Consider the following 24,657-nt stretch of genomic DNA (forward strand, 5'->3'; position numbering starts at 1 on the left):
TACTATGATGAAGAGGAGAATGAAATCATGACGAAGCTTGGTTTGCAGTTGTATACGGTAAGAGATCATTTGGAACGGGATTTTGAAGGAACTTTGCGCAAAGTGGCAGAGCTTGGCTATCAAGGGGTTGAGTTTGCCGGATTTTACGGGCGCACGGCAGAGCAAGTACAGGAGATTTTGCGGGAGACGGGATTAACGGCGATTGGTGCGCATACCCCATATACCCGGTTGAAGGAAGCGATCGACGAGGAATTGGCGTTTAATAAAGCGATTGGCAGCCGCTATATCATCGTTCCTTATTTGGCAGAGGAAGACCGCAACCGTTGGTCGGAAATCATCGAAGATTTGAAAAAATTCGGTGAAAAGTGCAAAGAGGAAGATTTGGTGCTTTGCTATCATAATCATGATTTTGAGCTGACGTTACAGCACGACGGCAAGCCGGTGCTTGACGCCATCTACGAGCAAGTGCCTGAACACCTGTTGCAGGTTGAGCTTGATTCCTGCTGGGTCGCCTTTGCTGGAGCGAATCCGCTGGATTATATCGCTACATATACGGGGCGGCTTCCGCTGGTGCACTGGAAGGACGTGGTCAAGAAGGCGGACGGTTCGCCGGATACGGTTGAGCTTGGCCGCGGGGAGATTGCCATCACGGAAATCGGCGATGCTGCGATTGCTGCGGGGGTGGAATGGTTAATCGTCGAGCAGGATCATTGCGCCGGAGATTCGCTCACGAGCATTCAGACAAGCATGGAATGGGTGCGTGACTATGCGCAAAAAGGAGGTAAACTTCATGTCTAAAACGTTGAAAGTAGCCATTATCGGCTGCGGCGGGATTGCGAATGGAAAACATTTGCCAAGCCTGGCCCAGCAGCCTGAGGTGGAGATGGTCGCATTTTGCGATATTATCGAGGAGCGCGCAGCCAAAGCCGCAGCGCAATACGGCGGGGAGAACGCCAAGGTGTATACCGATTATCGCCAGCTGTTAGAGGAAAGCGATGCTGAAGTTGTGCATGTGTGCACGCCAAACGATTCCCACGCCGAAATTACGATTGATTCGTTGGAATCCGGTCGCCATGTCATGTGTGAGAAGCCGATGGCTAAGACGGCAGAGCAGGCTCGTCAAATGCTGGATGCAGCGAAGCGTACGGGCAAGAAGCTGACAATCGCCTACCAAAACCGGTTCCGCAGCGACAGCTTGTATTTGAAGGAGATTTGCGAAAAAGGTGAGCTCGGCGACATTTATCTTGGCAAGGCGCTGGCGCTTCGTCGCCGGGCAGTGCCGACATGGGGCGTCTTCCTCGACGAGGAGAAGCAAGGCGGCGGTCCGTTGATCGATATCGGGACCCATGCCCTAGACCTGACCTTGTGGCTGATGAACAACTACGAGCCGAAGAGCGTCACCGGTTCCGTCTTCCATAAACTCGGCAGCCGCGAGAATGCAGCAAATGCGTTTGGGCCTTGGAATCCGGAGGAATTTAAAGTGGAGGACTCTGCATTTGGCTTCATTACGATGAAGAACGGCGCGACGATCATTCTTGAATCGAGCTGGGCGCTGAACATCGTGGATATCGGCGAAGCGAAGACGCTGCTGTGCGGGACGGAAGGCGGCGCGGACATGACCAACGGCCTGCGCATCAACGGCGAGAAAATGAGTCGCCTGTATGAAACGAAGATTGATTTGGGTTCGGGCGGCGTTGCCTTCTTTGAGGGCAAACAGGAAACCGAGGCAACGCGTGAAGCAAGAGCTTGGGTGCAGGCGATTCTCGAGGATAAGGAACCGCTGGTGAAGCCGGAGCAAGCGCTGGTCGTCACGGAAATTTTGGAAGCGATTTACGAGTCGGCGAGAACAGGTAAGACCGTTTATTTTGATTAATCACGGGAGGGGACCGGGAATGAAATTAGGCGTATTTCTCGTATTGTTCGGAGGGCTCCCGTTGGAGCAGGCGTTGGATAAGGCAGCCGCCCAGGGGTTAAAAGCCGTAGAGATCGGGACTGGCGGTTATCCTGGCAACGCGCATTGTAATCCCGATGTACTGCTGGAGAATAAACAAGCGCGGGAGGAGTTCAAGCGGGCGGTGGAATCGCGCGGATTAACGATCAGTGCGCTGAGCTGCCACGGAAATCCTCTGCATCCGCAAAAGGCGGTGGCGCAAGAGTTCCATGACGCCTTCGTCAAGACCGTCCAATTGGCTGAACTGCTGGAGGTGCCGGTGGTAAATACGTTCTCCGGCTGTCCCGGCGATCACGAGGACGCGAAATATCCGAACTGGCCGGTTGCACCGTGGCCGAACGATTACCAGGAGATCCTCGATTGGCAGTGGAACCAGAAGGTGATTCCGTATTGGTCGGAAATGGGCCGTTATGCCGCAGAGCATCATGTGAAAATCGGTTTGGAGCTGCACGGCGGTTTCTCCGTGCATACGCCGGCCACGCTGCTTCGCCTGCGCGAAGCGGCCGGGGAAGCTATCGGCGCCAATTTGGACCCGAGCCATATGTGGTGGCAGGGGATTGATCCGGTGCAGGCGATTTCGATCCTTGGCCGGGCTGGTGCGATTCACCATTTCCACGCCAAGGACACGACGATTGATCCGGTGAACGTGAACCGTTACGGACTTACGGATATGCAGCCTTATACCATGATGCAGGACCGGGCTTGGCAGTTCCGTACGGTTGGTTATGGCCATGATTTGAAAACCTGGGCGGACATCATCAGCGCCCTTCGCTTGTACGGCTACGACTATGTCGTCAGCATCGAGCATGAAGACGGCCTGATGTCGATCGACGAAGGGTTTACGAAGGCGGTACGCAACCTTCAGCAGGTGCTGGTGGAGGATTCTGCCGCCGAAATGTGGTGGGTATAAGTTACAACCAACGTAATATACTATATTAGCGGCCGCCGCCTAGGCGGTCGTTTTTTTAAATGACCGGGCATCCCCCTTACTTTCCTCTAATAAATATGCTATTATGAAATATACTAACAAATTGTAAGCTTTTAGCCCTTAGGTCGGCGATGATAACGAGGTGAATTTTATGGATGAGCATTCCCAGGCAATGTGTCCGCGATTTGAATCGGCATTTTCGTTTTTAGGCAAACGTTGGAACGGTCTGATCATCAAAACGCTGATGGACGGTCCCAAGCGATTTAAGGATATTTCGAATCAGATTCCTTCCATGAGCGATAAAATGTTATCCGAGCGGATGAAGGATCTGGAATGTGAAGGAATCCTGGTTCGCCATGTCTATCCTGAGACGCCGGTCCGGATTGAATATGAACTAACGGAGAAAGGCCGGGCGCTTCGTCCCGTTATGGAACAAGTGCAGTCCTGGGCGGAAGAGTGGATTAAATAAACAACGAACATGCCGTTACCGGCGAGCGGGCGGCATGGAATATCATAGAAAGTAGGTGTACGTGTGGCTGATGTAATTGTTATTGGAGCAGGACCTGCAGGAGCTAGTGCAGCACTTTTCTTGGCGAAGGCAGGTAAAGAAACGCTCGTTCTGGACAGCAACTCCAGTATGACCAAACGGGCATGGATCGAGAATCATTACGGTGCGAAGGACATTTCCGGACCCGATTTGCTGAAGGTCGGCCGGGAGCAAGCGGAGAAATTCGGCGCGAAGTTCATTGAAGAGAAAGTGACTGACATCGATACGAACGGTGGTTCAACGGTTACGGTGAAGACCGAATCCGGCCGCAGTTATGAAGCGTCCCATATCATATTGGCCACCGGCGCGTTAACCGACCTTGCAAGCGCTATCGGTTTGGAGCTGAAGGAAGGCCGCGAACCTCGAATCAAAACGGTGATTGCTACGGATGGCCAAGGCCGTACGAGCATTCCGCGCATTTGGGCAGCAGGAACGGTTGCCGGGGTAAGCGTGCATACGATCATTACCGCGGGCGACGGCGCGAAGGTCGCGATTGAGTTGATCAGCGAAATGAACGGCGAACGCTACGTTGATCACGACGTACTTAAGTAAGACATCTGAACATACGACAGGCCTCCTATTTACGGGAGGTCTTTTATTTTTGCAAAATCAGGGGATGCCCGAAATTTGAGAACCTGCGCCTTGTCCGGTATGCTTAGGATGAAGGAATAGGATCATGCCGAAGTGGGGACAATGATGTGGAGAAAGGCAGGGCGGCTAAGTACATGAGATGGCGATGGTTCGTTGGATGTATGGCAGGACTGGCTATAATCATAATCGCGTCGGCGTGCGCCCGCGGCCAGATTATGGATCAACCGACACCAGCGGAGACGCAGACAACAGAAGTAGAACACCCCCACGATATCACATTAATGATTGATGGAGGCACCTTTATCCCTGATGTGACGCGTAACCTGCATTTTGATTATATCGACGGGTTAACGGTACGTCATGCCTTGGCAAGCAGCGGGATTGTCAAATTTACAGAGGACCAGTCCGCCATTCAATCGGTGGGGGAAGTGTCGCTGGATTCGGCATTGGAATGGGGAACCCGGCTGAATGATAAGGAACTCGCCCCTACGAACTGGGATCAGGAGCTGCAAATGGGCGACAAGCTGTTGGTATACGTCAAGACGGTGGACAGCTATGAAGCGATCCCTCCGCTGGCGTCTTTGCTGTTGATTATCGACGGGGGCAGCCAGAAGCAATATTTTGTTCATAAATACAGCGATAATACCACCGTTCGAGACCTCTTGAAGCGCAGCGGAATGGTTCAGTTTAACCCCAACCATAAATCGATCATCTCCGTCGGCGGCTATACGTCCCAGCAGGACGAGCAGTGGGTCCTGAAGGTGAATGGGAAGAAGCTGCTGGATAATGGGCTGGACATGAAATTAAAGCCGCAGGACTACGTGGAGATTACCTTGATGACGCGTTAGAAGTACGATTAGCTTAGGGAATCCGCAATTCTGGTGATGATCCGGGAGAGCGGATTTTTTTTTCAATAGAAAATTGAAAAAAATTATGACAAAAGTATGTTAAAATTTTCACAATTAATGTGAATGGAATCACAAAGTCCTCCTTATTTGAAAAGTATACTGGGAGCATGGGAGCACTTCAAATTTTAACTATCGCCAAGTTGCATGAGACCCAGGTGTTTATGGGAGGAGGCATTCTAAAGATATGGGAATGGAACGAGAGAAACTAGTTGTTATCGGTAACGGAATGGCCGGAATCAGCACGGTAGAGCAAATCCTGAAGTTGACTACGAAATTTGACATTACGGTATTCGGAAGCGAGCCGCATCCGAACTACAATCGAATTATGCTGTCATATGTGCTGGAAGGCAGCAAAACGCTGGACGATATCGTGCTGAACGATTTGAACTGGTACAAAGAGAACGGGATCACCCTGCATGTCGGAACTGCAGTGGAACGGATTGATGCCGAAGCCAAAGAGGTCGTCGCCGATAATGGGTTGCGCGTCCCGTACGATAAAGTGCTGATCGCAACGGGCTCCAATTCGCTGATCTTGCCGATTCCAGGCAGCGATAAGGAAGGGGTCGTTGGCTTCCGTGACATCGCGGACTGCAAGCAAATGTTGGAGGCGGCGAAGACCTACAAGAAGGCGGCCGTCATTGGCGGTGGACTGTTGGGATTGGAAGCGGCCAAAGGCCTTGTGCAACTGGGGATGGACGTGACGGTTGTACATTTGATGGAAGATCTGATGGAACGCCAGTTAGACCATCAGGCAGCGAGCATGTTGAAAGCAGAGTTGGAGCGGCAAGGGATCAAATTTAAGATGGGCGCACAAACGACGGAGCTGTTTGGCGACCATCGGGTTCGCGGCCTGCGCTTTGCCGACGGGACGGAGCTGGAGGCGGAATTCGTCGTTATGGCTGTGGGAATCCGACCTAATGTTGCGGTTGCTAAAGCCAGCGGCATCGAAGTGAACCGTGGGATCGTCGTGAACGACTATCTGCAAACCTCGCTTGAAGGTGTGTATTCTGTGGGGGAATGTACGGAGCACCGCGGGGTTTGTTACGGTCTGGTTGCGCCTTTGTTCGAGCAGGGGATGGTGTTGGCGAAGCATATCAGCGGCGTGGATACCGCGCCTTATGAGGGTTCGGTCGTATCGACCAAGCTCAAAATTTCCGGCGTGGATGTATTCTCCACCGGTGAATTTATCGATGGACCGGAGCATACAGTGATCGTCAGCAAGGACGAGTGGAAACGCACCTATAAGAAAATTTTGCTGAAGGACGGCAAGCTGGTTGGGGCAGTGCTGTTCGGGGATATCACAGATTCGGCTGAGCTGCAGAAGCTGATTAAGCAAGGCGCGGAGATGACCGATGAGTTGTACGAATCGCTGATAGGCCGGGGCTGCTGCGGCGGCACCAAGAAGAAGGCATCGGTCGAAACGATGAGCGATGAGGAAATCGTCTGCGGCTGTAACGGGGTTACGAAAGGCGCGATCGTGGAGTGCATTGTGACTCAGGGCATGACGACGGTCGACGAGATTAAGGCCAGCACCGGAGCGACCCGTTCTTGCGGCGGTTGCAAACCGGTCGTCGAGCAAATCCTGCAATATGTGCTTGGCGACGGCTTTACCCAAACGGCGAAACAGGGGATCTGCGGCTGCACAACGCTTAGCCGGGACGAGATCGTTGCCGAGATTAAGGCGAAAGGGCTGCAGACAACGAAAGAAGTGATGAACGTGCTCGGATGGACGCAGCCGGAAGGCTGCTCGAAGTGTCGGCCGGCCATCAACTACTACCTGGGCATGATCTATCCGGATACACATGAGGATGAGAAAGCCTCGCGTTTCGTGAACGAACGGATGAATGCCAACATTCAAAAGGATGGCACGTATACCGTGGTGCCGCGGATGTACGGCGGCGTCACGACGCCGGAGGATCTGAAGAAAATCGCCGATGTTTCGTTGAAATACAATGTTAAGGTGGTCAAGGTCACGGGCGGCCAACGGCTGGACTTGATCGGCGTGAAGAAAGAGGATCTGCCGAAAGTGTGGGCGGAGCTGGATATGCCGTCGGGTTATGCCTATGCCAAATCGTTGCGCACCGTAAAAACCTGCGTTGGTTCGCAGTTCTGCCGCTTTGGCACCCAAGATTCGATGGGCATGGGCGCGCTGCTGGAGCGAAAATTCGAGCGGCTGGACTTCCCGGCGAAATTCAAGATGGCGGTAAACGGATGTCCGCGTAACTGCGCCGAGTCGTGCACCAAAGATATCGGCATCGTTGGCAATGACGGCGGTTGGGAAGTCTTCATCGGCGGCAACGGCGGGATCAAGCCGCGCTTGGCGGATTCGCTGTGCAAGGTGAAAACCGATGAGGAATTGATTGAAGTGTGCGGCGCGCTGATGCAGTACTACCGTGAAACCGGCAACTACCTGGAGAGAACGTCGGAGTGGGTGGAACGGATGGGGCTTGAGCATATCCGCTCGGTTGTCGTTGACGATGTCAAGAACCGCAAAGCGCTGATGGAACGGATTGAATTTGCTTTGAAGCAAGTATCGGATCCATGGAAAAAAGTGCTGAACGACAAGGAACAGCTTGGCAAATTGTATCACTCGTTAGAAGTGAGCAGCCAGCTTTAATACAGCGTTCATAGGGAAAGGGGTTATGGTGCATGAGTATGGAGAGTAAGGGAGAAACGTTTTATCCTGTTGGCGCCTTGGAGGATTTTCTGCCGCAAATCGGGCGTGTCGTGGAAGTGGGCGACCTGCAGATAGCGGTGTTCCGAACATCAGATGACCGGATATTTGCGGCGCTGAACCAAAATCCGCATCCGAAGGGCGGACCGCTGGCCGAGGGGATCGTATCGGGACATTATCTGTATGATCCGTTGTACGACTGGAAAATCGACCTGACTACCGGGCTCGTTCAAGCACCGGATACCGGGCAGGTCATGATATTCCCGGTTAAGGTGGAGGACGGACAGGTCTACCTTGCCGCAGCTGAGCTGCAGCGAGCGTAGTGCGGCGATCGATAGCGCGGTGATCGGAAGGTCGCCGCGCTATTTTTGAAGGATGAGGCAAGTTTGATTTGGGGGAGGAGCACAAATGTTTACGCCAAATGTAGAAGCGATTGTGGAAGCGGCGGTGAAGAAGAAGGAAAAGATGAACGAAAGCCTGCCGAGGTACCTCGTGTCGGCGATGCTGGCCGGCGCTTATGTCGGTCTAGGCATTATCTTGATCTTCAGCATCGGCGGGCCGTTGGCGGCGGCCAAGTCGCCGTATCAGACGATGCTGATGGGGATGTCCTTCGGACTCGCCCTGACGCTGGTTGTGTTTGCCGGCTCGGAGCTGTTTACCGGCAATAATATGTTTTTTACGGCAAGCACGCTGGCGAAGCGAACGACGGTCGGCGATACGGCCAAAAACTGGACCCTCGTGTTTATGGGGAACCTGGCGGGCGCGCTCATGCTTTGCCTGCTGATCGTCGGCAGCGGCTTGTTTAAGACGGCCGCACCGGAGCATCTGATCTTTGCTGCTTCAGCCAAGAAGATGGGCGCCCCGGTATCGGAGCTGTTTTTTCGCGGGATTCTGTGTAACTGGCTTGTTTGCTTGGCGCTGTGGATGGCGAACCGGGCCAAGGAGGATATCGCTAAGCTCGTTCTGATCTGGTGGTGTCTCTATGCGTTTATCGCCAGCGGCTATGAGCATAGCGTGGCCAATATGACGCTGCTCAGCTTGTCGTTGCTGCTGCCAAACCATCCGGATACGGTGACGTTCGCCGGCTGGCTGCACAACATGGTGCCGGTCACGCTGGGCAATATGGTGGGCGGCGCAGTTTTCGTCGGCATGGCTTATTGGTTCATTTCGCCCGTGCGCAAGAAAGTATAGATGCAAATTATCCCCCAACCTCAATGGGTAGCGAAGAGGATTGGGGGATTTTTTTGCACGTTGATAGAAAGCAAAAAAACCGCCCTGCACTCAAGGGACGGTTCAAATCGCTAGAACTAACGCCGAATATGGGGCGAGTACTAGGCGGTTAAATGCGGCAGATTTCGTTCGGGCACAGCTCGCAGTGGCAAATATCTTGCAGCATGACCAGATCTTTGATCACGATCATCCCGTTCTCATAGTCCAGCGCATCCTTCTTGCGCAGGTCGCTCAGCATCCGGTTGACGCTTTCGCGCGTTGCCCCGATCATGTTGGACAAGTCAGTATGGGTGATCTTCTTATTGATCAGAATGGCGTCTCCGTGCGGCTCACCGTACGTATTGCTCAAGCGAATCAAGGTCGAGCACAAAGCGCCCGGTTTGCCGTACATCATCAGATCGCGGAATTTGGTTTGCGTCAAACGGTGATGGATGCCCATCCATTTCATGAAATCGATGGCGAAATCGCAATGCTGACAGATCATGATTTCCAGGTCCTTCTGCTCGATAATGCCGATTTCACAGTCTTCGATGACTTCGGCGGTAAAGCTATGCTTCGAGCTGAAGAACGGATCGGCTTGCCCAACCATATCGCCGACACCATACATGTAGAGGATCAATTCTTTGCCCTCATCCGTCGATTTCGTCAACTTCACACGGCCGCGCTTGATGTAGAACAGTTTATCGGAATAGTCACCTTCCCAGAACAAATGTGTCCCCTCGGGATAAGATTTGTCTTTCATCGTAACGAGAAGGCGATTGAAGTTTTGCTCTGAAAAACAGCTCGTATTGCCGCGGGGCAGGGTGGCATTAACAATTTCACTCATCATCGATTTCCCCTTTGTGCTCCAAATTTTTCTGAAAATTTTAAATTAATTATAACCCGTTTTTTTTAGTTTTTGGGGGCTGTAAAGCCCGAAAAAGTGAACATTGTGAGAAATTTCACTATGTCGAATCGGATATTCACGTTATAAACGGTGCAAATTAATAAACTGGCGCTCGCAGCATTCGATAAGTATTTCAAAGAGACACTATGTACACAATGTAAAGTATATATGAAAAATTTATCGTGGCAAGCGAAAAACTTTCAACTTTTTTAAAGTATGTGAAAAAATTCACTATACAAAACAAAAATCCTGTGCTATGATCAAGACATAAAGAGAAGCACACAAGCTTCATAGGGATTCGCTTATAAGTGAATTTTTTCACAATATAAAACTTAGTCCACTATGTGCAAGCAAATCCCTAATCCAAAAATTTAGGAGGATGAGAGAGATGGCTGTTAAAAACGAAGTAGCTGCTAAGGCTCAGCCAACCGCGCAAGAGTATATTCAAACGTTGATCGACAAAGCCAAGAAAGCTTCCGAAGCATTCATGAGCATGGATCAGGAGCAGATCGATAAGATCGTGCAAGCGATGGCTTTGGCTGGGCTCGACAAGCATATGCATCTGGCGAAAATGGCGATCGAGGAAACGGGACGCGGCGTATACGAAGATAAAATCATCAAGAACATGTTTGCAACCGAGTATATCTGGAACAGCATTAAGTACCAAAAAACTGTAGGCGTCATCGAAGACAATCCTTACGAGAGCTTCCAAAAAATCGCCGAGCCGGTTGGGATCATCATGGGGATTACCCCGGTCACGAACCCAACGTCGACCACCATCTTTAAATCTCTGATCGCCATCAAAACTCGCAACCCGATCATCTTCGGCTTCCATCCATCCGCGCAAGCCTGCAGCACGGAAGCCGCTAAAATATTGCTTGAAGCCGCTGTTAAACACGGGGCACCTGCGGACTGTATCCAATGGATCGAAAATCCATCTATGGACCGCACGAACGCGCTGATGAATCACCCGGATGTCGCTTGCATTCTGGCTACCGGCGGTTCCGCGATGGTTAAAGCAGCTTATAGCTGCGGTAAGCCGGCCCTCGGCGTAGGCCCTGGTAACGTTCCTTGCTTCATTGAGAAGAGCGCCGATCTGGATCAAGCGGTCAACGACCTGATCCTGTCCAAAACGTTTGACAACGGTATGATTTGCGCATCCGAGCAAGCGGTGATTATCGAAGAACCGATCTTCGACCAAGTGAAGAAGAAAATGATCGCCAACGGCTGCTATTTTGTAAATAAAGAAGAAGCTGCCAAGCTGACCGCAGGCGCCATCAACGCGGAGAAATGTGCGGTGAACCCTGCGATCGTTGGTCAATCGGCCGTAAAAATCGCGGAAATGTGCGGCATCGACGTTCCGGCCGGAACGAAAATTCTCGTTGCCGAGATCGAAGGCGTTGGTCCGAAATTCCCATTGTCCGCAGAGAAGTTGAGTCCTGTACTTGCTTGCTACAAAGTGAAGAATGCAGAGGAAGGCATTAAGCGTGCCCTGGAAGTGGTGCAATTCGGCGGTATGGGTCACTCCTCGGTCATCCACTCGAATAATGATGAAGTGATTCAACAATTTTCCGAACGGATGCCAACCTGCCGGATCCTGGTGAACCAACCTTCTTCGCAAGGCGGTATCGGCGACATCTACAACACGAACCTGCCGTCGCTGACACTGGGCTGCGGGTCGTACGGACGCAACTCGACTTCGTCGAACGTCACGGCCGTGAATCTGATCAACGTGAAAAGGGTGAATCATCGTACCGTGAACATGCAATGGTTTAAAGTGCCTAGCAAAATTTACTTCGAGAAAAACTCGACGCAATACTTGGCGAAGATGCCGGACATCTCCCGCGTCATGATCGTGACTGACCCGATGATGGTGAAGCTTGGCTACGTGGAAAGAGTCGAACATTTCTTGCGTCAACGCCAAACGCCAGTCGCCATCGAAGTGTTCTCGGACGTTGAACCCGATCCATCGACCACGACTGTACAACGCGGTACAGAGCTGATGGCGAAATTCCAGCCGGACTGCATTATCGCGCTGGGCGGCGGTTCGCCGATGGACGCAGCAAAAGGCATGTGGCTGTTCTATGAATATCCGGATACCGACTTCCACAATCTGAAGCAAAAATTTATGGATATTCGCAAACGGATCTACAAATATCCGCGTCTCGGCCAAAAAGCGAAGTTCGTGGCGATTCCAACAACATCGGGTACCGGTTCCGAAGTGACCTCGTTCTCGGTAATCACGGATAAAATCAACGGCAATACGAAATACCCGTTGGCGGATTACGAGCTGACGCCGGACGTCGCGATTATCGACCCTGAATTCGTATACAGCTTGCCAAAAGTTGCAGTCGCAGATACCGGTATGGACGTACTGACGCACGCGATCGAAGCTTATGTCTCGGTTATGGCGAACGACTACACAGACGGTCTGGCGATTAAAGCGATCCAACTGGTATTCCAATACCTGGAGAAATCGGCACTGACCGGTGACAAGCTGGCCCGTGAGAAAATGCACAACGCTTCGACGCTCGCAGGGATGGCGTTCGCCAACGCATTCCTTGGCATCAACCACAGCTTGGCGCACAAATGGGGCGGTCAATACGGTACGGCTCATGGACGTACCAATGCGATTCTGATGCCGCACGTCATCCGCTACAACGCGAAGAAACCAACGAAATTCGCGGCATGGCCGAAATACAGAAATTTCGTTGCCGATGAACGTTATGCAGAAATCGCCCGCATTCTGGGTCTGCCGGCTCGCACGACGGAAGAAGGCGTGAAGAGCTTGATCAAAGCGGTGCGCGATCTGAACAAGAAGCTGGGCATTCCGGAATCGTTCCAAGCGCTTGGTTTCGATGCGAAGGATTTCGAATCGCGCGTCGATTACCTGGCGGACCGTGCCTTCGAAGACCAATGTACGACGGCGAATCCGAAGCTGCCGCTGGTCAGCGAGCTGGCTGAGATTTATCGCGATGCCTTCTATGGTAGATTTGAAGAATAAGTGAACAGGCGGGTAAAAAAGGTGACAAATATCACTCAATGTGATATTTGTCACAATCTTTTCGGATAGGAAGAGCTATGATTACAGTATAAATGATCCCTCAGAAATAAGTGAGTGGAACCCGGTCTTTCGGGGCCGGGTACCATAATTGTCTAAGTTGTGAAAAGTATCACAAATTTTAGGGATCATGAGGCGCGGGATAGACCTTCAACCGCGACCACATATATAAATGGAGGGAATCAAGATGTCGGTGATCGAAAGAGAAGTAACAGAAACGAAGGCACAAAACGCATGGAGAGGCTTCAAAGCTGGGAAATGGATGAAGGAAGTGGATACGCGCGATTTCATCCAATCCAACGTGAATCCTTATGAAGGAAATGAATCCTTCTTGAAAGGCGCTACGGCGAACACGAAAGCGTTGTGGGATATCGTATCGCAACTGTCCGTGAAAGAACGGGAAGCTGGAGGGGTCCTGGATGTAGACGTGAATACGCCGTCGACGATCACTTCCCATGCTCCTGGATATTTGGATAAAGAGAAGGAACAAATCGTTGGCGTTCAGGGTTCGGCCCCGTTCCAACGCACGATCCATCCATTCGGCGGGATCAACATGGTTATCAATGCGTGCAAAGCTTATGGCTTCGATCTGCCAGCTGAGATCGTCAACCTGTTTACAACGATTCGTAAAACCCATAACCAAGGGGTATTTGATGCTTATACATCGGAAATGAGAGCCGCCCGTAAAGCCGGGATTATCACTGGCCTTCCTGACGCATACGGCCGCGGTCGGATCATCGGGGACTATCGCCGCGTTGCTCTGTATGGCGTAGACTTCTTGATCAAGCAAAAACAACAAGAACTGAAATCCCTTGAAGTGGATGTCATCGATGAAGATGTGATTCGCTTGCGGGAAGAAATTTCTGAACAAATTCGCGCTTTGGGTGAATTGAAACAGCTTGGCGAAATGTACGGATTCGACATTTCCAGACCGGCGAACAATGCGAAGGAAGCTTTCCAATGGCTGTACTTCGGTTATCTGGCAGCGGTCAAAGAACAAGACGGTGCCGCGATGTCCCTCGGACGTGTATCTTCGTTCCTCGATATTTACATTGAACGCGACCTGGCTGAAGGAACGCTGACTGAAGAAGCAGCCCAAGAATTGGTTGACCATTTCGTTATGAAGCTGCGCATCGTGAAATTCTTGAGAACGCCAGAGTACAACGAACTGTTCAGCGGTGACCCAACCTGGGTAACGGAATCGATCGGCGGGATGTCCGTAAACGGTCAGACGCTTGTAACGAAGAACAGCTTCCGCTTCCTGCATACGCTGTACAACCTGGGACCGGCTCCAGAACCAAACCTGACTGTGCTCTGGTCGGAGCAACTGCCTGATGCCTTCAAGAAATACTGTGCGAAGGTATCGATTGAAACGAGCTCGATTCAATACGAAAACGACGATCTGATGCGTCCGATTTACGGTGACGATTACGGGATCGCCTGCTGCGTCTCCGCGATGAGAATCGGGAAACAAATGCAATTCTTCGGCGCTCGTGCGAACTTGGCGAAAGCTCTGTTGTACGCGATCAACGGTGGTAAGGATGAAAAATCCGGCGTCCAAGTGGGTCCGGAATATCCAGCGATCACTTCGGAATATCTCGACTATAACGAAGTAATGAAACGCTTCATCCCAATGATGGAATGGTTGGCTAAGCTGTATGTCAACACCCTGAACGTGATCCACTACATGCACGATAAATACTGCTACGAACGGATCGAGATGGCGCTGCACGACCGCGACATTCTCCGCACGATGGCTTGCGGTATCGCCGGCTTGTCCGTAGCGGCTGACTCGCTCAGTGCGATCAAATATGCCAAAGTGAAACCGATCCGCAACGAAAACGGCATTGCCGTAGACTTCGAAATCGAAGGCGAGTTCCCTTGCTACGGAAACAACGACGACCGCGTTGACCAAATTGCGGTAGAGCTGGTTGAAACGTTTATGGGCATGATCCGCAAGCATAAAACGTACCGCAACTCGCTGCCAACCCAATCGGTATTGACAATTACGTCGAACGTTGTATATGGTAAGAAAACAGGCAGCACGCCGGACGGACGTAAAGCCGGCGAACCGTTCGCACCAGGGGCGAACCCGATGCACGGCCGCGACAAGAAAGGGGCGTTAGCTTCCCTGAGCTCGGTAGCGAAGCTACCATATGAGCACAGCTTGGACGGCATCTCGAATACGTTCTCGATCGTGCCGAAGGCCTTGGGTAAAGACACGGAAACCCGGAAGTCGAACCTCGTATCGATGATGGACGGATACTTCGGCAGCAAAGCGCATCACTTGAACGTCAACGTCTTTGACCGCGAACAACTGCTGGACGCAATGGAACATCCGGAGAACTATCCGCAATTAACGATCCGTGTATCGGGGTATGCGGTGAACTTCATCAAGTTGACTCGTGAACAACAATTGGATGTCATCAACCGGACCTTCCACGGCAAAATGTAATAACCTGCTGACTAGCAGCAACAATTGAAGCTGAACGATAAAATGGGGAGTTGGGCTTGGATCGCCTTTCTCCTCATTCCTTTATCGGAGGCGAATTAGGGAAAGGGTGACGAAGATGCTTAAAGGTCGCATACATTCGTTAGAAACGTTCGGAACCGTAGATGGACCGGGGATTCGTTTCGTCCTCTTTATGCAAGGCTGCTTGCTGCAGTGCCAATATTGCCATAACCCGGACACCTGGAGCTTGACGGAAGGCAAGGAGATGACCGTCGAGGAAGTTCTGGCCGAGATCGAGCCGTATTTGAACTATTACCGTACATCGGGCGGCGGACTGACGGTATCCGGCGGCGAAGCGACGCTGCAGGCGCCGTTTGTCACGGAATTGTTCCGGGAAGTGAAGAAACGCTGGAACCTTCATACGACGCTGGATACGAACGGCTATAATGAAGGGGATAAAATTCGCGATCTGCTGGATGTAACGGATCTGGTCCTGCTGGATCTGAAGCATATCGACAACGAGAAGCATATCAAGCTGACGGGCAAACCCAACGATCGAATGTTGAAGATGGCCCGCTGGCTGTCGGATCATGATCGGAAAATGTGGATTCGTCACGTGTATGTGCCCGGCATCCACGACGATGAGCAGGATTTACTGGAGCTTGGGAGATTTATCGGCAGCCTGAAGGGCGTGGAGAAATTCGAAATTCTTCCTTACCACCAAATGGGCGTGTACAAATGGCAGGAGCTCGGTTGGGCTTATCCGCTGGAAGGCGTACCTTCGCCAACGGATGAAGAGATCGAACGAGCTTATCGGTTGATTCGTGAAGGCGAGCAGCAAGTAGCAGCCAACTTGTGAAATATATGTCATATACTCTTACACTAAAATCCAATATCTCAATTCCAAACGGTTAAACCTCTCAATATACGTTAGGTTTAACCGTTTTCATTTTGGTTTTTAGAGGATATTATCCCCTTAATAGAAAAATGTCCTCCTTATCAAAGGTGGTGACGCTTTCTATAATGAGGGTGTATCACATAAACGAGTTTGAGGAGGGTCTATCTAACATGAGGAAGAGTTTGGTGCTGCTGCTGTCTCTTGTGTTTGTTGCATCCGCGCTGCTCGCCGGCTGCGGCAAATCCGGCAACAACGGAAACAATGCTGCCCCTGCCCCGTCGAATGAAAGCCAGGGCACGTCAAATGCGGGGACCGAAACGGAAACGAACAACGATCCGTTTGAAATCACGATCCGCCACACCCAGGTTGGGGAATCCAAGAAGTTCCGCCTGGCGATGCTGGAGGACGTCGTCAAGAAGACGGAAGCTGCTGTACCGGGCTTAACCATCAAGCTGGATGCGGTGGACTCCGAAGTGAACCGCAAAGAGAAGCTGCGGGGCGAAATGGCCGCGGGCAAACCGCCGGAAATCTTCGACGTATTTGGCAGTCCGGATGCCCAGCTGTATGCCAAGGAAGGCCTGATGCTGGATTTGACACCGATCATCGAAGAATTGGGCATTAAAGATAAATTTACGACACTGGATCCGTTTACCCTTGACGGCAAAGTATACGGCTTGCCAATCGGGGGTTCCATCGAAGGGTATTTCTATAATAAAGAGTACTTTGAATCCAAAGGGCTGAGTGTGCCGAAGACGCTTGGGGAACTGGAGCAAATCGCCGAGAAAATTAAGGCGGACGGAAAAATTCCGTTTGCACAATCCTCGAAGGATGCTTGGATTCCGCTGATGACGACCAATAACCTGTGGTCCTATTATGCCGGTCCGGAGATCACTTACGGCTTCAAGACAGGCGCAACGAAATGGACAGACGAGAATATGGTCAAGGCGATTGCCAAACATCAGGAATGGGTTGAAAAAGGTTACTTTAAGAAAGGCGAGCTCGGCTTTGAATACGCGGATATGAGAAACCAAGTCATTACAGGCGAGGCCATCATGATGATGGACGGCTCCTGGGCGAACTCCGTATTCCGTGATCCGGCTCAAGCTGGCGACATGGTTGGCAAAATCGGCTTCTTCAACATGCCGCCATTAAATGAAGGGGATCCGGTTGTTGTCATGCAGGATGCCAATAACGGTTATGGCTTCTCCAGTGCCGTTGCGGAGGATCCACGCAAGCTGGCAGCCGTTAAGGAATTCATCAAGAACATGTGGACGGACGAAATGCAGCTGCGCGGTTTGAAAGAAGACGGCGTACTGCCAGCCATGAAGATGGATCTGGAGCAAATGAAGACGGCGTCCGACGACCCGCTGATGCAGGATATCTTTGCAGCGGTAAGCGAGATCGGCACTTCCTTCCCGGCGTTTGACGCGATCGTACAAGCGGAAGTGAATACGGCGCTGAGCATGGGCATTCAGCAAATCATCGGCGGCGAAATTGACCCGGCGAAGATGCTGGAGAATGTGCAGGCTGCGCAAGATGCAGCCAATGCTGCGGCGGAATAATTGTGAAATCTCAAGTTTGATCATGAACAAGGGCGTCACCCGCCGGCAGCGGTTCTGGGGACGCCCTTGCTTCCAACTACGGAGGTATAGGCATGAATAAAGCGCTCAGAAGTCCTCTGATTTACAGCTTATTTGTTCTCCCGGCATTGATCTTGTTTGTTGCCTTTTTCATCTATCCGATCTTTAACGCCATCAACAACAGCTTTACCAGCTGGAACGGCATTTCTAAGCATATGACCTATATTGGTTTGGACAATTATGAGATGGCCTTCAAGGATCAAGCATTCTGGAAATCGGTGCGCAACAATGTGTACTTCATTCTGTTCTCCTGTCTGATTCAGGTTCCGCTGATCGTGTTCTTCTCCCTCTTAATCGCAAATGTGAAGAAGCTGAAGGGACTGTATAAGACAGCGGTCTTTATGCCGTCGATCATGTCCACCGCCGTCATCGGGATCTTGTGGGGGTTCATTTATAATCCTGATTTCGGGCTGATGAACCAAGTGCTTGGGATCTTTGGCATTCCTCCGGTGTACTGGCTGTCGGACAAAAATTGGGCCATGCTCTCCATCCTGATGACGAATGCTTGGCAGTGGACCGGATTCTATATCGTAATGGTGCTGGCGGCGATTCTGGCAATCCCGCGTGAACTGGACGAAGCCGCGGCGATTGATGGAGCGAGCGGCATCCAACGGGCGATCCGAATTACCCTTCCGCTGATCATGCCGATCATCAGTGTCGTCGTGATGCTGTCGGTGGCCGGCGCCATGAAAGCGGCCGATATCGTATTAGTTATGACCAAAGGCGGGCCGGCCGGCTCAACGGACGTCATGGCAACGTACATGATCCGCTACGCGATCACCAGCTTCCGTCACGGATTTGGCAACGCCATCGCCGTGCTGATCTTTGCCTTTACGATCATTATTACCGCCTTGTACCAAATCCTGGTCGTTCGACGCACAGAAAGGATTGAATACTGATGAGAGTGCTGAAAAAGTCGATCCCGCATCTGTTCCTGTTGGCGTATCTGCTCATCATTTTGTATCCGTTTCTGTTCGTGTTGTTCTCTTCGGTCAAAACCGATAACCAAGCGATCGCTTCCAATCCGTTTGGGTTGCCGTCGTCGATTATTTTTGACAATTACATTAATGCTTGGGTGAACGCCAAGATCAGCACGTATTTTTTCAATAGCTTATATATCGGTATATTATCGGCGTGCTTGTCGATTCTGTTTGCGGCGATGCTGGCCTTTGCCGTGACTCGCATGCGGTTCAACCGGCTCAGTGCGGTCGTATTCCAGCTCATCCTGCTGGGGATGCTGATCCCCAACAACTCGCTGCTGCTGCCGATCTACAGCATGATGCGGAACCTGAACGTTCTCGACACGCACATGGCCTTGATTTTGCCTTATGTGGCGAACGCGATTCCGTTTTCGGTCATCATTCTGGCGGCGTTTATGCGCTCGATCCCTGGTGAAATTGAAGAAGCAGCTGTCATGGACGGTTTAGGCTCAGCGGGGATGTTCTTTCGCGTGATGCTGCCCCTGACAGTACCGGCGATCGTGACGGTGTTTATCATCAATTTCCTCGGCAACTGGAATGAGTTTTTGCTGGCGAACTATTTTCTATCCAAAGAAGAACTTCGTACGCTCCCGGTCGGGATGGTTGGATTCCGCGATGCGTACAACACCAACTACGCGCAGATGTCAGCTGGCATCGTGTTCAGCGTGCTGCCGGTCATGATCATCTATGCGGTGCTTCAGGAAAAAATAATTGAAGGCGTTACGGCCGGCAGCGTTAAGGGTTAGATCGTGGCGTGTTAGAATAGGGATAGTCTTACCAATTGGGAGCTGCCGCCGATGAATTTGCGCATTAAGCTGTTTACCGCCTTTTTGGGTTTAGTCATCATTCCATTGTTTGTGTTAGGCATTATCACGTTTTGGATTACGTTTAACTCGATTGAGAAGAAATACAGCCAGCAGGCGGAATATTCACTGAAGGCGATCAGCTACAGCATTAAGAACGTCTTTCAGGAGATGAATAACGTCACGGATAATGGCATCTCCAAAGGGGTGTTTCAGGCCGCTTTATCAGCCAAGGACCCGGATACCCAGGATTTGACGGCCACGACCCAACTGGAGCTGAACGCCAATCAGCGAAATTTCCGTTCCCTGCTGTATAGCCATCCGGCCATTGACTACGCGTTTTTGTACAACATCCATGGGGGCCGGCAATCCAATGTTATCGCGATATTTAATAAGGAAAATTTCGAGACGCTGCCCTACGAAAAATTCAAGGAGCATCCTTTATATAACGAAGTGATGGCCCTTAACGGCCAACCGAAATGGATCGCTCCCCACGAATATCCGGAATTAACCGGATCGGACAACGTGTTTACGCAAATCCGCCTGATTAAGGAGCTTAGCAATCTGGAGCGGGTTGGCGTGCTGGTGGTGCAGATCAAGAACTGGGAGTTCGAGAAGATTTTTCAGAACCTGAAGCTGGGCAGTCAGATGCGCGATACCCGGTTTATGCTGGTGAATGACAAAGGCCTGATTCTATACGATTATCAATTGGAGTTGGATGGCCAGCAAATCGAAGCGTACCTGCCAAAGAAATTGAAATGGGAGAGTGGCGAGGGGTATCGGAGCTTTAAAGGTAAATTTAACAACCAAGAGAGCGTCATCTCCATTTATAAATTGCAGGATTATCCGTGGAGCCTCGTTTCGGTTACTTCCTGGAGCTATTTGTCGCAGGAGGTGACGACCTTTGCCAAATGGTTTGTTGCCATTATTTGTGTGTGCTTGTTGACGGCGATGTTATTTAATTTGATCTTTATGAACCGGATCACAGGGACCATCGGTGTGATTGTCAGATTCATGCGCAAGGTAGAGAGCGGCGACCTGAAAGCTCGGGTAGATGAGAAAGGCGACGATGAGCTGCTTCTGCTGCAGAAGGGCTTCAATAACCAGATGGATAAAATCAATGAGCTGTTTGAGCAAGTGAAACGGGAGCAACGGCTGAAGGCCAACGCCGAGCTGCGCGTCCTGCAGGCTCAGATTAAGCCGCATTTCCTGTTTAATACGTTGGAATCGATTAACGTGCTTGCCGTCCAAAACGAAGGGCGCAAGGTCAGCGAAATGGTGCTGCGGCTGGCGAATATTTTGCGGATCAGTATTCAAGACAAGGAAGAGATCAAGCTAAGCCTCGAAATCGAGCATATGCGCAGCTATTTGGAAATTCAGAAGTTCCGTTTCGAGGAGTTGTTTGAGTATTCGATTGATATTCCGGACGAAATGATGAACTGTCTGCTGTTGAAATTAACGCTGCAGCCGCTCGTGGAGAACAGCATTCAGCACGGGTTTGAGGGCATCGATTATAAAGGCAGGATCACGGTCACGGGGAGAATGGAGCAAGACCGCATTCTGCTAAGGGTTGAAGATAACGGAATTGGGATGACCAATGAGCAGCTGGCGAAGATCCAATACGCGGATTTGGACGATCCGGCGTATCGTTCCTTGGCGCCATATCCGAATCATGAACGCCGGGGCTTGGGGCTTCGCAGCGTGTCGGATCGGCTAAGATTTCAGTATGGCAGCAGATACGGATTGTTTATTTGCTCGCAGCCCGGGTACGGGACGACGATTCAATGTGTGATACCAAGATATGAGGCGGGGGATCACGATGAAATTAAAAGCGTTGCTGGTTGACGACGAAATTCATATACTCACGAACTTGTCGAAGGTTTTGCCTTGGGAGGAAATGGGGTTTGAAGTTGTTTTGTTGGCCAAGAACGGTAAGGAAGCGTTAGAGATGGCTTCGCAGCATCGTCCCGACTTGATCTTAAGCGATATCCGCATGCCGGTGATGGACGGCATTCAACTGCTGCAGGAGCTCCGGGAGCGGGAGATTCCTTGCGAAATTTTGCTGTTGACCGGGTATCAGGAATTTGAGTATGCTCGAACTGCAATACGTTACGGCGTGAAGGATTATATTTGCAAGCCGATCAATTATTTTGAGCTGGAGGAGACGGTTCGGGGGATCGCCAAACAGATTCGCGAGAAGCGCAAAAACCTGAACAAGGAGCAGCGGATGAACCAGGTGGTTGATCTGGCCAATGAAAACTTCCTATTACATTCCTTGCTCGGACAGGAGACAGATGCGGAAGGGCTGTTGTGGGACGACGAGGACGCCGGTGAAGCGAAGCGGCGTTACGCCATGCTGCTCTTGGATCTGGAAGGTTATTCGCACCGATCCATCGTCTGGACGCTCCATGAACGAAAAGCGTGGAATCTGCACATCAAGCATGCGCTGAAGGATGTATTTGGCGAAGTTTTGCCAGGCTTAACTGTGCTGCAGATCCGGGAGGGGGAATGGTGCCTCGTGTTCCCGTCCCCTTCAGCGGATCGGACAGTTGACGAGGAGACGCTGATGCCGGGCTTTGAGCGGATCCGACAGCTCATCCGCAGCAAGGAGGAACTTCCCGTTCGGATGTGCATGGCGGCAGGGCTACATGGTTTGCAGGAATTATCGCTTGTGTACCATCGCTTGCAGCATCGGTTGATTCTGGGAGCAGCGCAGGAAGGGTTCGTGAAGGCTGACGCGCTGCCAACAGACGATTTCGCCCCGGATAAGGACGCGGTGGAAGTGCAATGGGGCTGGATCGAGCAGCTTGGAACCGGATTGCGCAACGGGAGCACCGAGGTCTTGGATCGCATCGCCGGGGAATTGAAATCGTACATCGGCGGTCTGGATGAACGGCAGGCGTGTGCGTCGGAGAAGCTGATGCATTATTTGCTCATCCATTTGCTGCGCGAGATGCGCGAGCTGCACATGCTCCCAAGGGAGCAGGAAGAAGGGCTATGGAAGCGGCTGCGGGAGCCGATGAGCTTGAAAGAGTTGCTGTCGATCATCGTTTCGCTCATCGAGCATGCGCGCAGCTCCCTGTCCGCGAAGAAATCTACGGAGCTGCTAATGATGTCCGCGCAAAATTATATTCAGAACCATCTCGGCCGCGACTTTGGGATCGAGGACATCGCCGACTATCTCGGCATTAGCAGCAGTTATTTCTGCTTGCTCTTTAAGAACCATTTTGGCGAAACGTTTGTAGAGTATTTGACCAAACAGCGAATGGAAATGGCGAAATGCCTGCTGCGTACCAGTGAGCGTTCGATCGCACAAATCGGCAGTTCAATCGGCTATCAGGAACGGCGATATTTCACGAAGGTCTTTCAGAAGTATACCGGCATGACGCCGTCGGATTACCGGCAGAAGGAATCAAACGTATCATAAAACTAATGGATAAGCGGCAAGGAGGACGGCTCGTGGATTTATCAGCATGGACGTTGGAGGAGAAGATCGGACAGTTATTTATTTGTGGGTTCCATAGCTTGGTGCCGGACGAACAGATTCGGACGCTGGTGCAGCAGTATCATGTGGGGGGTGTAGTTTATTTCCGCCGGAATATCGCTTCGGTGGAGCAGCTTGCCGAGCTGTCACGAAGCTTGCAAGGCTTGCCGCGCAGCAAACCGGAGCTTCCGTTGTTTATCTCGATTGATCAGGAAGGCGGGATGGTAGCCCGGCTGGATCATGAAGGGATGAGCCGGATTCCCGGCAATATGGCGCTGGGGGCGGCCAATGATCCGGCGTTGACGGAGGAAGTGGCGCGACTGGCGGCCAAGGAGATGCTGCAGCTGGGCATCAACTTTAACTTTGCGCCGTGCGTCGACGTCAACAACAATCCGGCCAATCCCGTGATTGGCGTCCGCTCGTTTGGGGAGCAGCCGGACCGGGTGGCCGTGCATGGAGCCGCGGCGGTTCGCGGCTATCAAGCCGAAGGCGTGATCGCGACGGCGAAGCACTTCCCCGGCCACGGGGATACAGCCGTGGATTCCCACCGCGGCTTAGCCAGTGTCCCGCACGGGAAGGAGCGGCTGTACCAGGTTGAGCTGGTCCCGTTCCGGGAGGCGATTGCCGAGGGCGTGGATGCGATCATGACGGCGCATGTGATCTTTCCGGCATTTGAGCCGGAAGGGACGCCAGCCACATTGTCGCATCGGGTGCTGACCGGCTTGCTGCGAGAGGAGCTGGGCTACGGCGGGCTGATCGTCACCGATTGTCTGGAGATGCAGGCTATCGCGGGATATTATGGCATCGCCGAGGGTGCGGTGCAAGCGATTGAAGCCGGCGCGGATCTCGTGCTCGTGAGCCATACGCTGGCTGAACAGCGTGCGGCGATCGAGCGGGTGGCCGAAGCGGTGCGCAGCGGCCGGATCAGCGAGGCGCGCCTTGACCGCTCACTCGAGCGCATCTTGGCGCTCAAGGCGAAGCGGATCGGCAGTGCGGCGCAGGCGGCAGCCGCTGCAACCGCGACGACAGCGCCGCTGACGCCGGAGGCGGAGAGCGCTGCGCTGCTGCGCCATGCGGCAGAGCGCAGCGTGACGCTCGTGAAGGGAGCGGGCCGCTTGCCGCTGCAGAGCGATCAGCCGGTGCTGGTCGTCTGGCCGGAGCTGCGGCACCGCACTGAGGTCGATGAGCCGGCGGTGCATCAATATACGCTGGCGGATGCGCTGCGGCCGCTTCATGGCCAGGTCGTCATGACGGTGATTGGAACGCAGCCCAGCGACGAAGAGATTGCCGCGGTACTGGAACAAAGTCAAGAGGTCAGCCAAATCGTTGTGGCGACCTACACAGCAGAGGGGGGGATCCCTGAAGGTCAGCAGAAGCTCGTCCAGCGCCTTCAGCAGCTGTCGGGCAAACGTCTGATCGTCGTATCTACGCGGAATCCTTACGACTTCAACGCGTTTCCTGAGATCGAGACCTATCTCTGCTTATATGAAAATCGTCCGTTTTCGTTGGATGTCGCGGCCAAGGTTCTGGTCGGTGAGCTGCAGCCGCAGGGAGTATTGCCCGTCAGCTTAAACCAGGATTCCAAATTTCATAGGAGCGCCCGGGAGTGATTTCCGGGCGTTTT

19 protein-coding genes are annotated in these 24,657 nt (G+C 52.1%); 18 read left to right on the plus strand and 1 reads right to left on the minus strand.

Annotated elements, in window-relative coordinates; genetic code table 11:
* Positions 1-27 precede the first annotated feature (27 nt).
* The 9 genes from POTG_RS13035 to POTG_RS13075 all read left to right on the plus strand — a co-directional run bounded on the left by POTG_RS13035 (position 28) and on the right by POTG_RS13075 (position 8,790).
* Entirely contained in the window at positions 28-798 is a 771-nt protein-coding gene (locus POTG_RS13035) for a sugar phosphate isomerase/epimerase family protein (protein WP_009225298.1), read from the plus strand.
* Positions 791-1,873 carry a Gfo/Idh/MocA family protein gene (locus tag POTG_RS13040; RefSeq protein WP_009225299.1) on the plus strand — a complete coding sequence of 361 codons (1,083 nt, stop codon included), beginning with the start codon at positions 791-793 and terminating at the stop codon, positions 1,871-1,873. The genes POTG_RS13035 and POTG_RS13040 overlap by 8 nt, the downstream gene beginning before the upstream one ends.
* A 19-nt stretch (positions 1,874-1,892) precedes the next feature.
* Positions 1,893-2,861 (plus strand): sugar phosphate isomerase/epimerase family protein, encoded by a 969-nt coding sequence (locus POTG_RS13045; RefSeq protein WP_009225300.1) that lies wholly within the window; start codon positions 1,893-1,895, stop codon positions 2,859-2,861.
* A gap of 169 nt (positions 2,862-3,030) precedes the next feature.
* Positions 3,031-3,348 carry a winged helix-turn-helix transcriptional regulator gene (locus tag POTG_RS13050; protein WP_009225301.1) on the plus strand — a complete coding sequence of 106 codons (318 nt, stop codon included), beginning with the start codon at positions 3,031-3,033 and terminating at the stop codon, positions 3,346-3,348.
* 63 nt (positions 3,349-3,411) lie between these two features.
* Positions 3,412-3,978, plus strand: coding sequence for an FAD-dependent oxidoreductase (locus POTG_RS13055; protein WP_009225302.1), 567 nt, complete (start codon positions 3,412-3,414; stop codon positions 3,976-3,978).
* Positions 3,979-4,232: 254 nt separating this feature from the next.
* Entirely contained in the window at positions 4,233-4,865 is a 633-nt protein-coding gene (locus POTG_RS13060; protein WP_157273438.1) for a hypothetical protein, read from the plus strand.
* Positions 4,866-5,109: 244 nt separating this feature from the next.
* Complete coding sequence (gene nirB, locus POTG_RS13065) at positions 5,110-7,542, plus strand: nitrite reductase large subunit NirB (RefSeq protein WP_009225304.1); 2,433 nt, start codon at positions 5,110-5,112, stop codon at positions 7,540-7,542.
* Positions 7,543-7,574: 32 nt separating this feature from the next.
* Positions 7,575-7,922 (plus strand): nitrite reductase small subunit NirD, encoded by a 348-nt coding sequence (gene nirD / locus POTG_RS13070; RefSeq protein ID WP_009225305.1) that lies wholly within the window; start codon positions 7,575-7,577, stop codon positions 7,920-7,922.
* 85 nt (positions 7,923-8,007) lie between these two features.
* Positions 8,008-8,790 (plus strand): formate/nitrite transporter family protein, encoded by a 783-nt coding sequence (locus tag POTG_RS13075; RefSeq protein WP_009225306.1) that lies wholly within the window; start codon positions 8,008-8,010, stop codon positions 8,788-8,790.
* Between the two features lie 148 nt (positions 8,791-8,938).
* Here the strand turns inward: POTG_RS13075 and POTG_RS13080 are convergent, their stop codons facing one another.
* Positions 8,939-9,655, minus strand: coding sequence for a Crp/Fnr family transcriptional regulator (locus POTG_RS13080; RefSeq protein WP_036645269.1), 717 nt, complete (start codon positions 9,653-9,655; stop codon positions 8,939-8,941).
* Positions 9,656-10,103: 448 nt separating this feature from the next.
* Here POTG_RS13080 and adhE point away from each other — a divergent pair, with 448 nt between their 5' ends.
* The 9 genes from adhE to nagZ all read left to right on the plus strand — a co-directional run bounded on the left by adhE (position 10,104) and on the right by nagZ (position 24,643).
* Positions 10,104-12,719, plus strand: a complete 2,616-nt coding sequence (adhE, locus tag POTG_RS13085) for a bifunctional acetaldehyde-CoA/alcohol dehydrogenase (protein WP_009225308.1) — start codon at positions 10,104-10,106, stop codon at positions 12,717-12,719.
* Between the two features lie 244 nt (positions 12,720-12,963).
* Positions 12,964-15,231, plus strand: a complete 2,268-nt coding sequence (gene pflB, locus POTG_RS13090) for a formate C-acetyltransferase (RefSeq protein WP_009225309.1) — start codon at positions 12,964-12,966, stop codon at positions 15,229-15,231.
* A 115-nt stretch (positions 15,232-15,346) separates the two neighbouring features.
* Entirely contained in the window at positions 15,347-16,087 is a 741-nt protein-coding gene (gene pflA, locus POTG_RS13095; RefSeq protein ID WP_036645325.1) for a pyruvate formate-lyase-activating protein, read from the plus strand.
* A gap of 209 nt (positions 16,088-16,296) precedes the next feature.
* Entirely contained in the window at positions 16,297-17,688 is a 1,392-nt protein-coding gene (locus tag POTG_RS13100; RefSeq protein WP_009225311.1) for an ABC transporter substrate-binding protein, read from the plus strand.
* Between the two features lie 92 nt (positions 17,689-17,780).
* A complete protein-coding gene (locus tag POTG_RS13105) occupies positions 17,781-18,665 on the plus strand; it encodes a carbohydrate ABC transporter permease (protein WP_009225312.1) in 885 nt (294 codons plus the stop codon).
* Positions 18,665-19,492 (plus strand): carbohydrate ABC transporter permease, encoded by an 828-nt coding sequence (locus POTG_RS13110; protein WP_036645272.1) that lies wholly within the window; start codon positions 18,665-18,667, stop codon positions 19,490-19,492. The genes POTG_RS13105 and POTG_RS13110 overlap by 1 nt, the downstream gene beginning before the upstream one ends.
* Positions 19,493-19,543: 51 nt before the next feature.
* Positions 19,544-21,394: a cache domain-containing sensor histidine kinase gene (locus POTG_RS13115; RefSeq protein WP_009225314.1), complete on the plus strand. Its 1,851-nt coding sequence runs from the start codon at positions 19,544-19,546 to the stop codon at positions 21,392-21,394.
* Positions 21,369-22,976, plus strand: a complete 1,608-nt coding sequence (locus POTG_RS25155) for a response regulator (protein ID WP_009225315.1) — start codon at positions 21,369-21,371, stop codon at positions 22,974-22,976. The genes POTG_RS13115 and POTG_RS25155 overlap by 26 nt, the downstream gene beginning before the upstream one ends.
* Before the next feature lie 5 nt (positions 22,977-22,981).
* Positions 22,982-24,643, plus strand: a complete 1,662-nt coding sequence (gene nagZ / locus POTG_RS13125) for a beta-N-acetylhexosaminidase (protein WP_050769757.1) — start codon at positions 22,982-22,984, stop codon at positions 24,641-24,643.
* The last annotated feature ends 14 nt before the right edge of the window (positions 24,644-24,657 follow it).

Source organism: Paenibacillus sp. oral taxon 786 str. D14 (genome assembly GCF_000159955.1).
GTDB classification, from domain to species: domain Bacteria; phylum Bacillota; class Bacilli; order Paenibacillales; family Paenibacillaceae; genus Fontibacillus; species Fontibacillus phoenicis.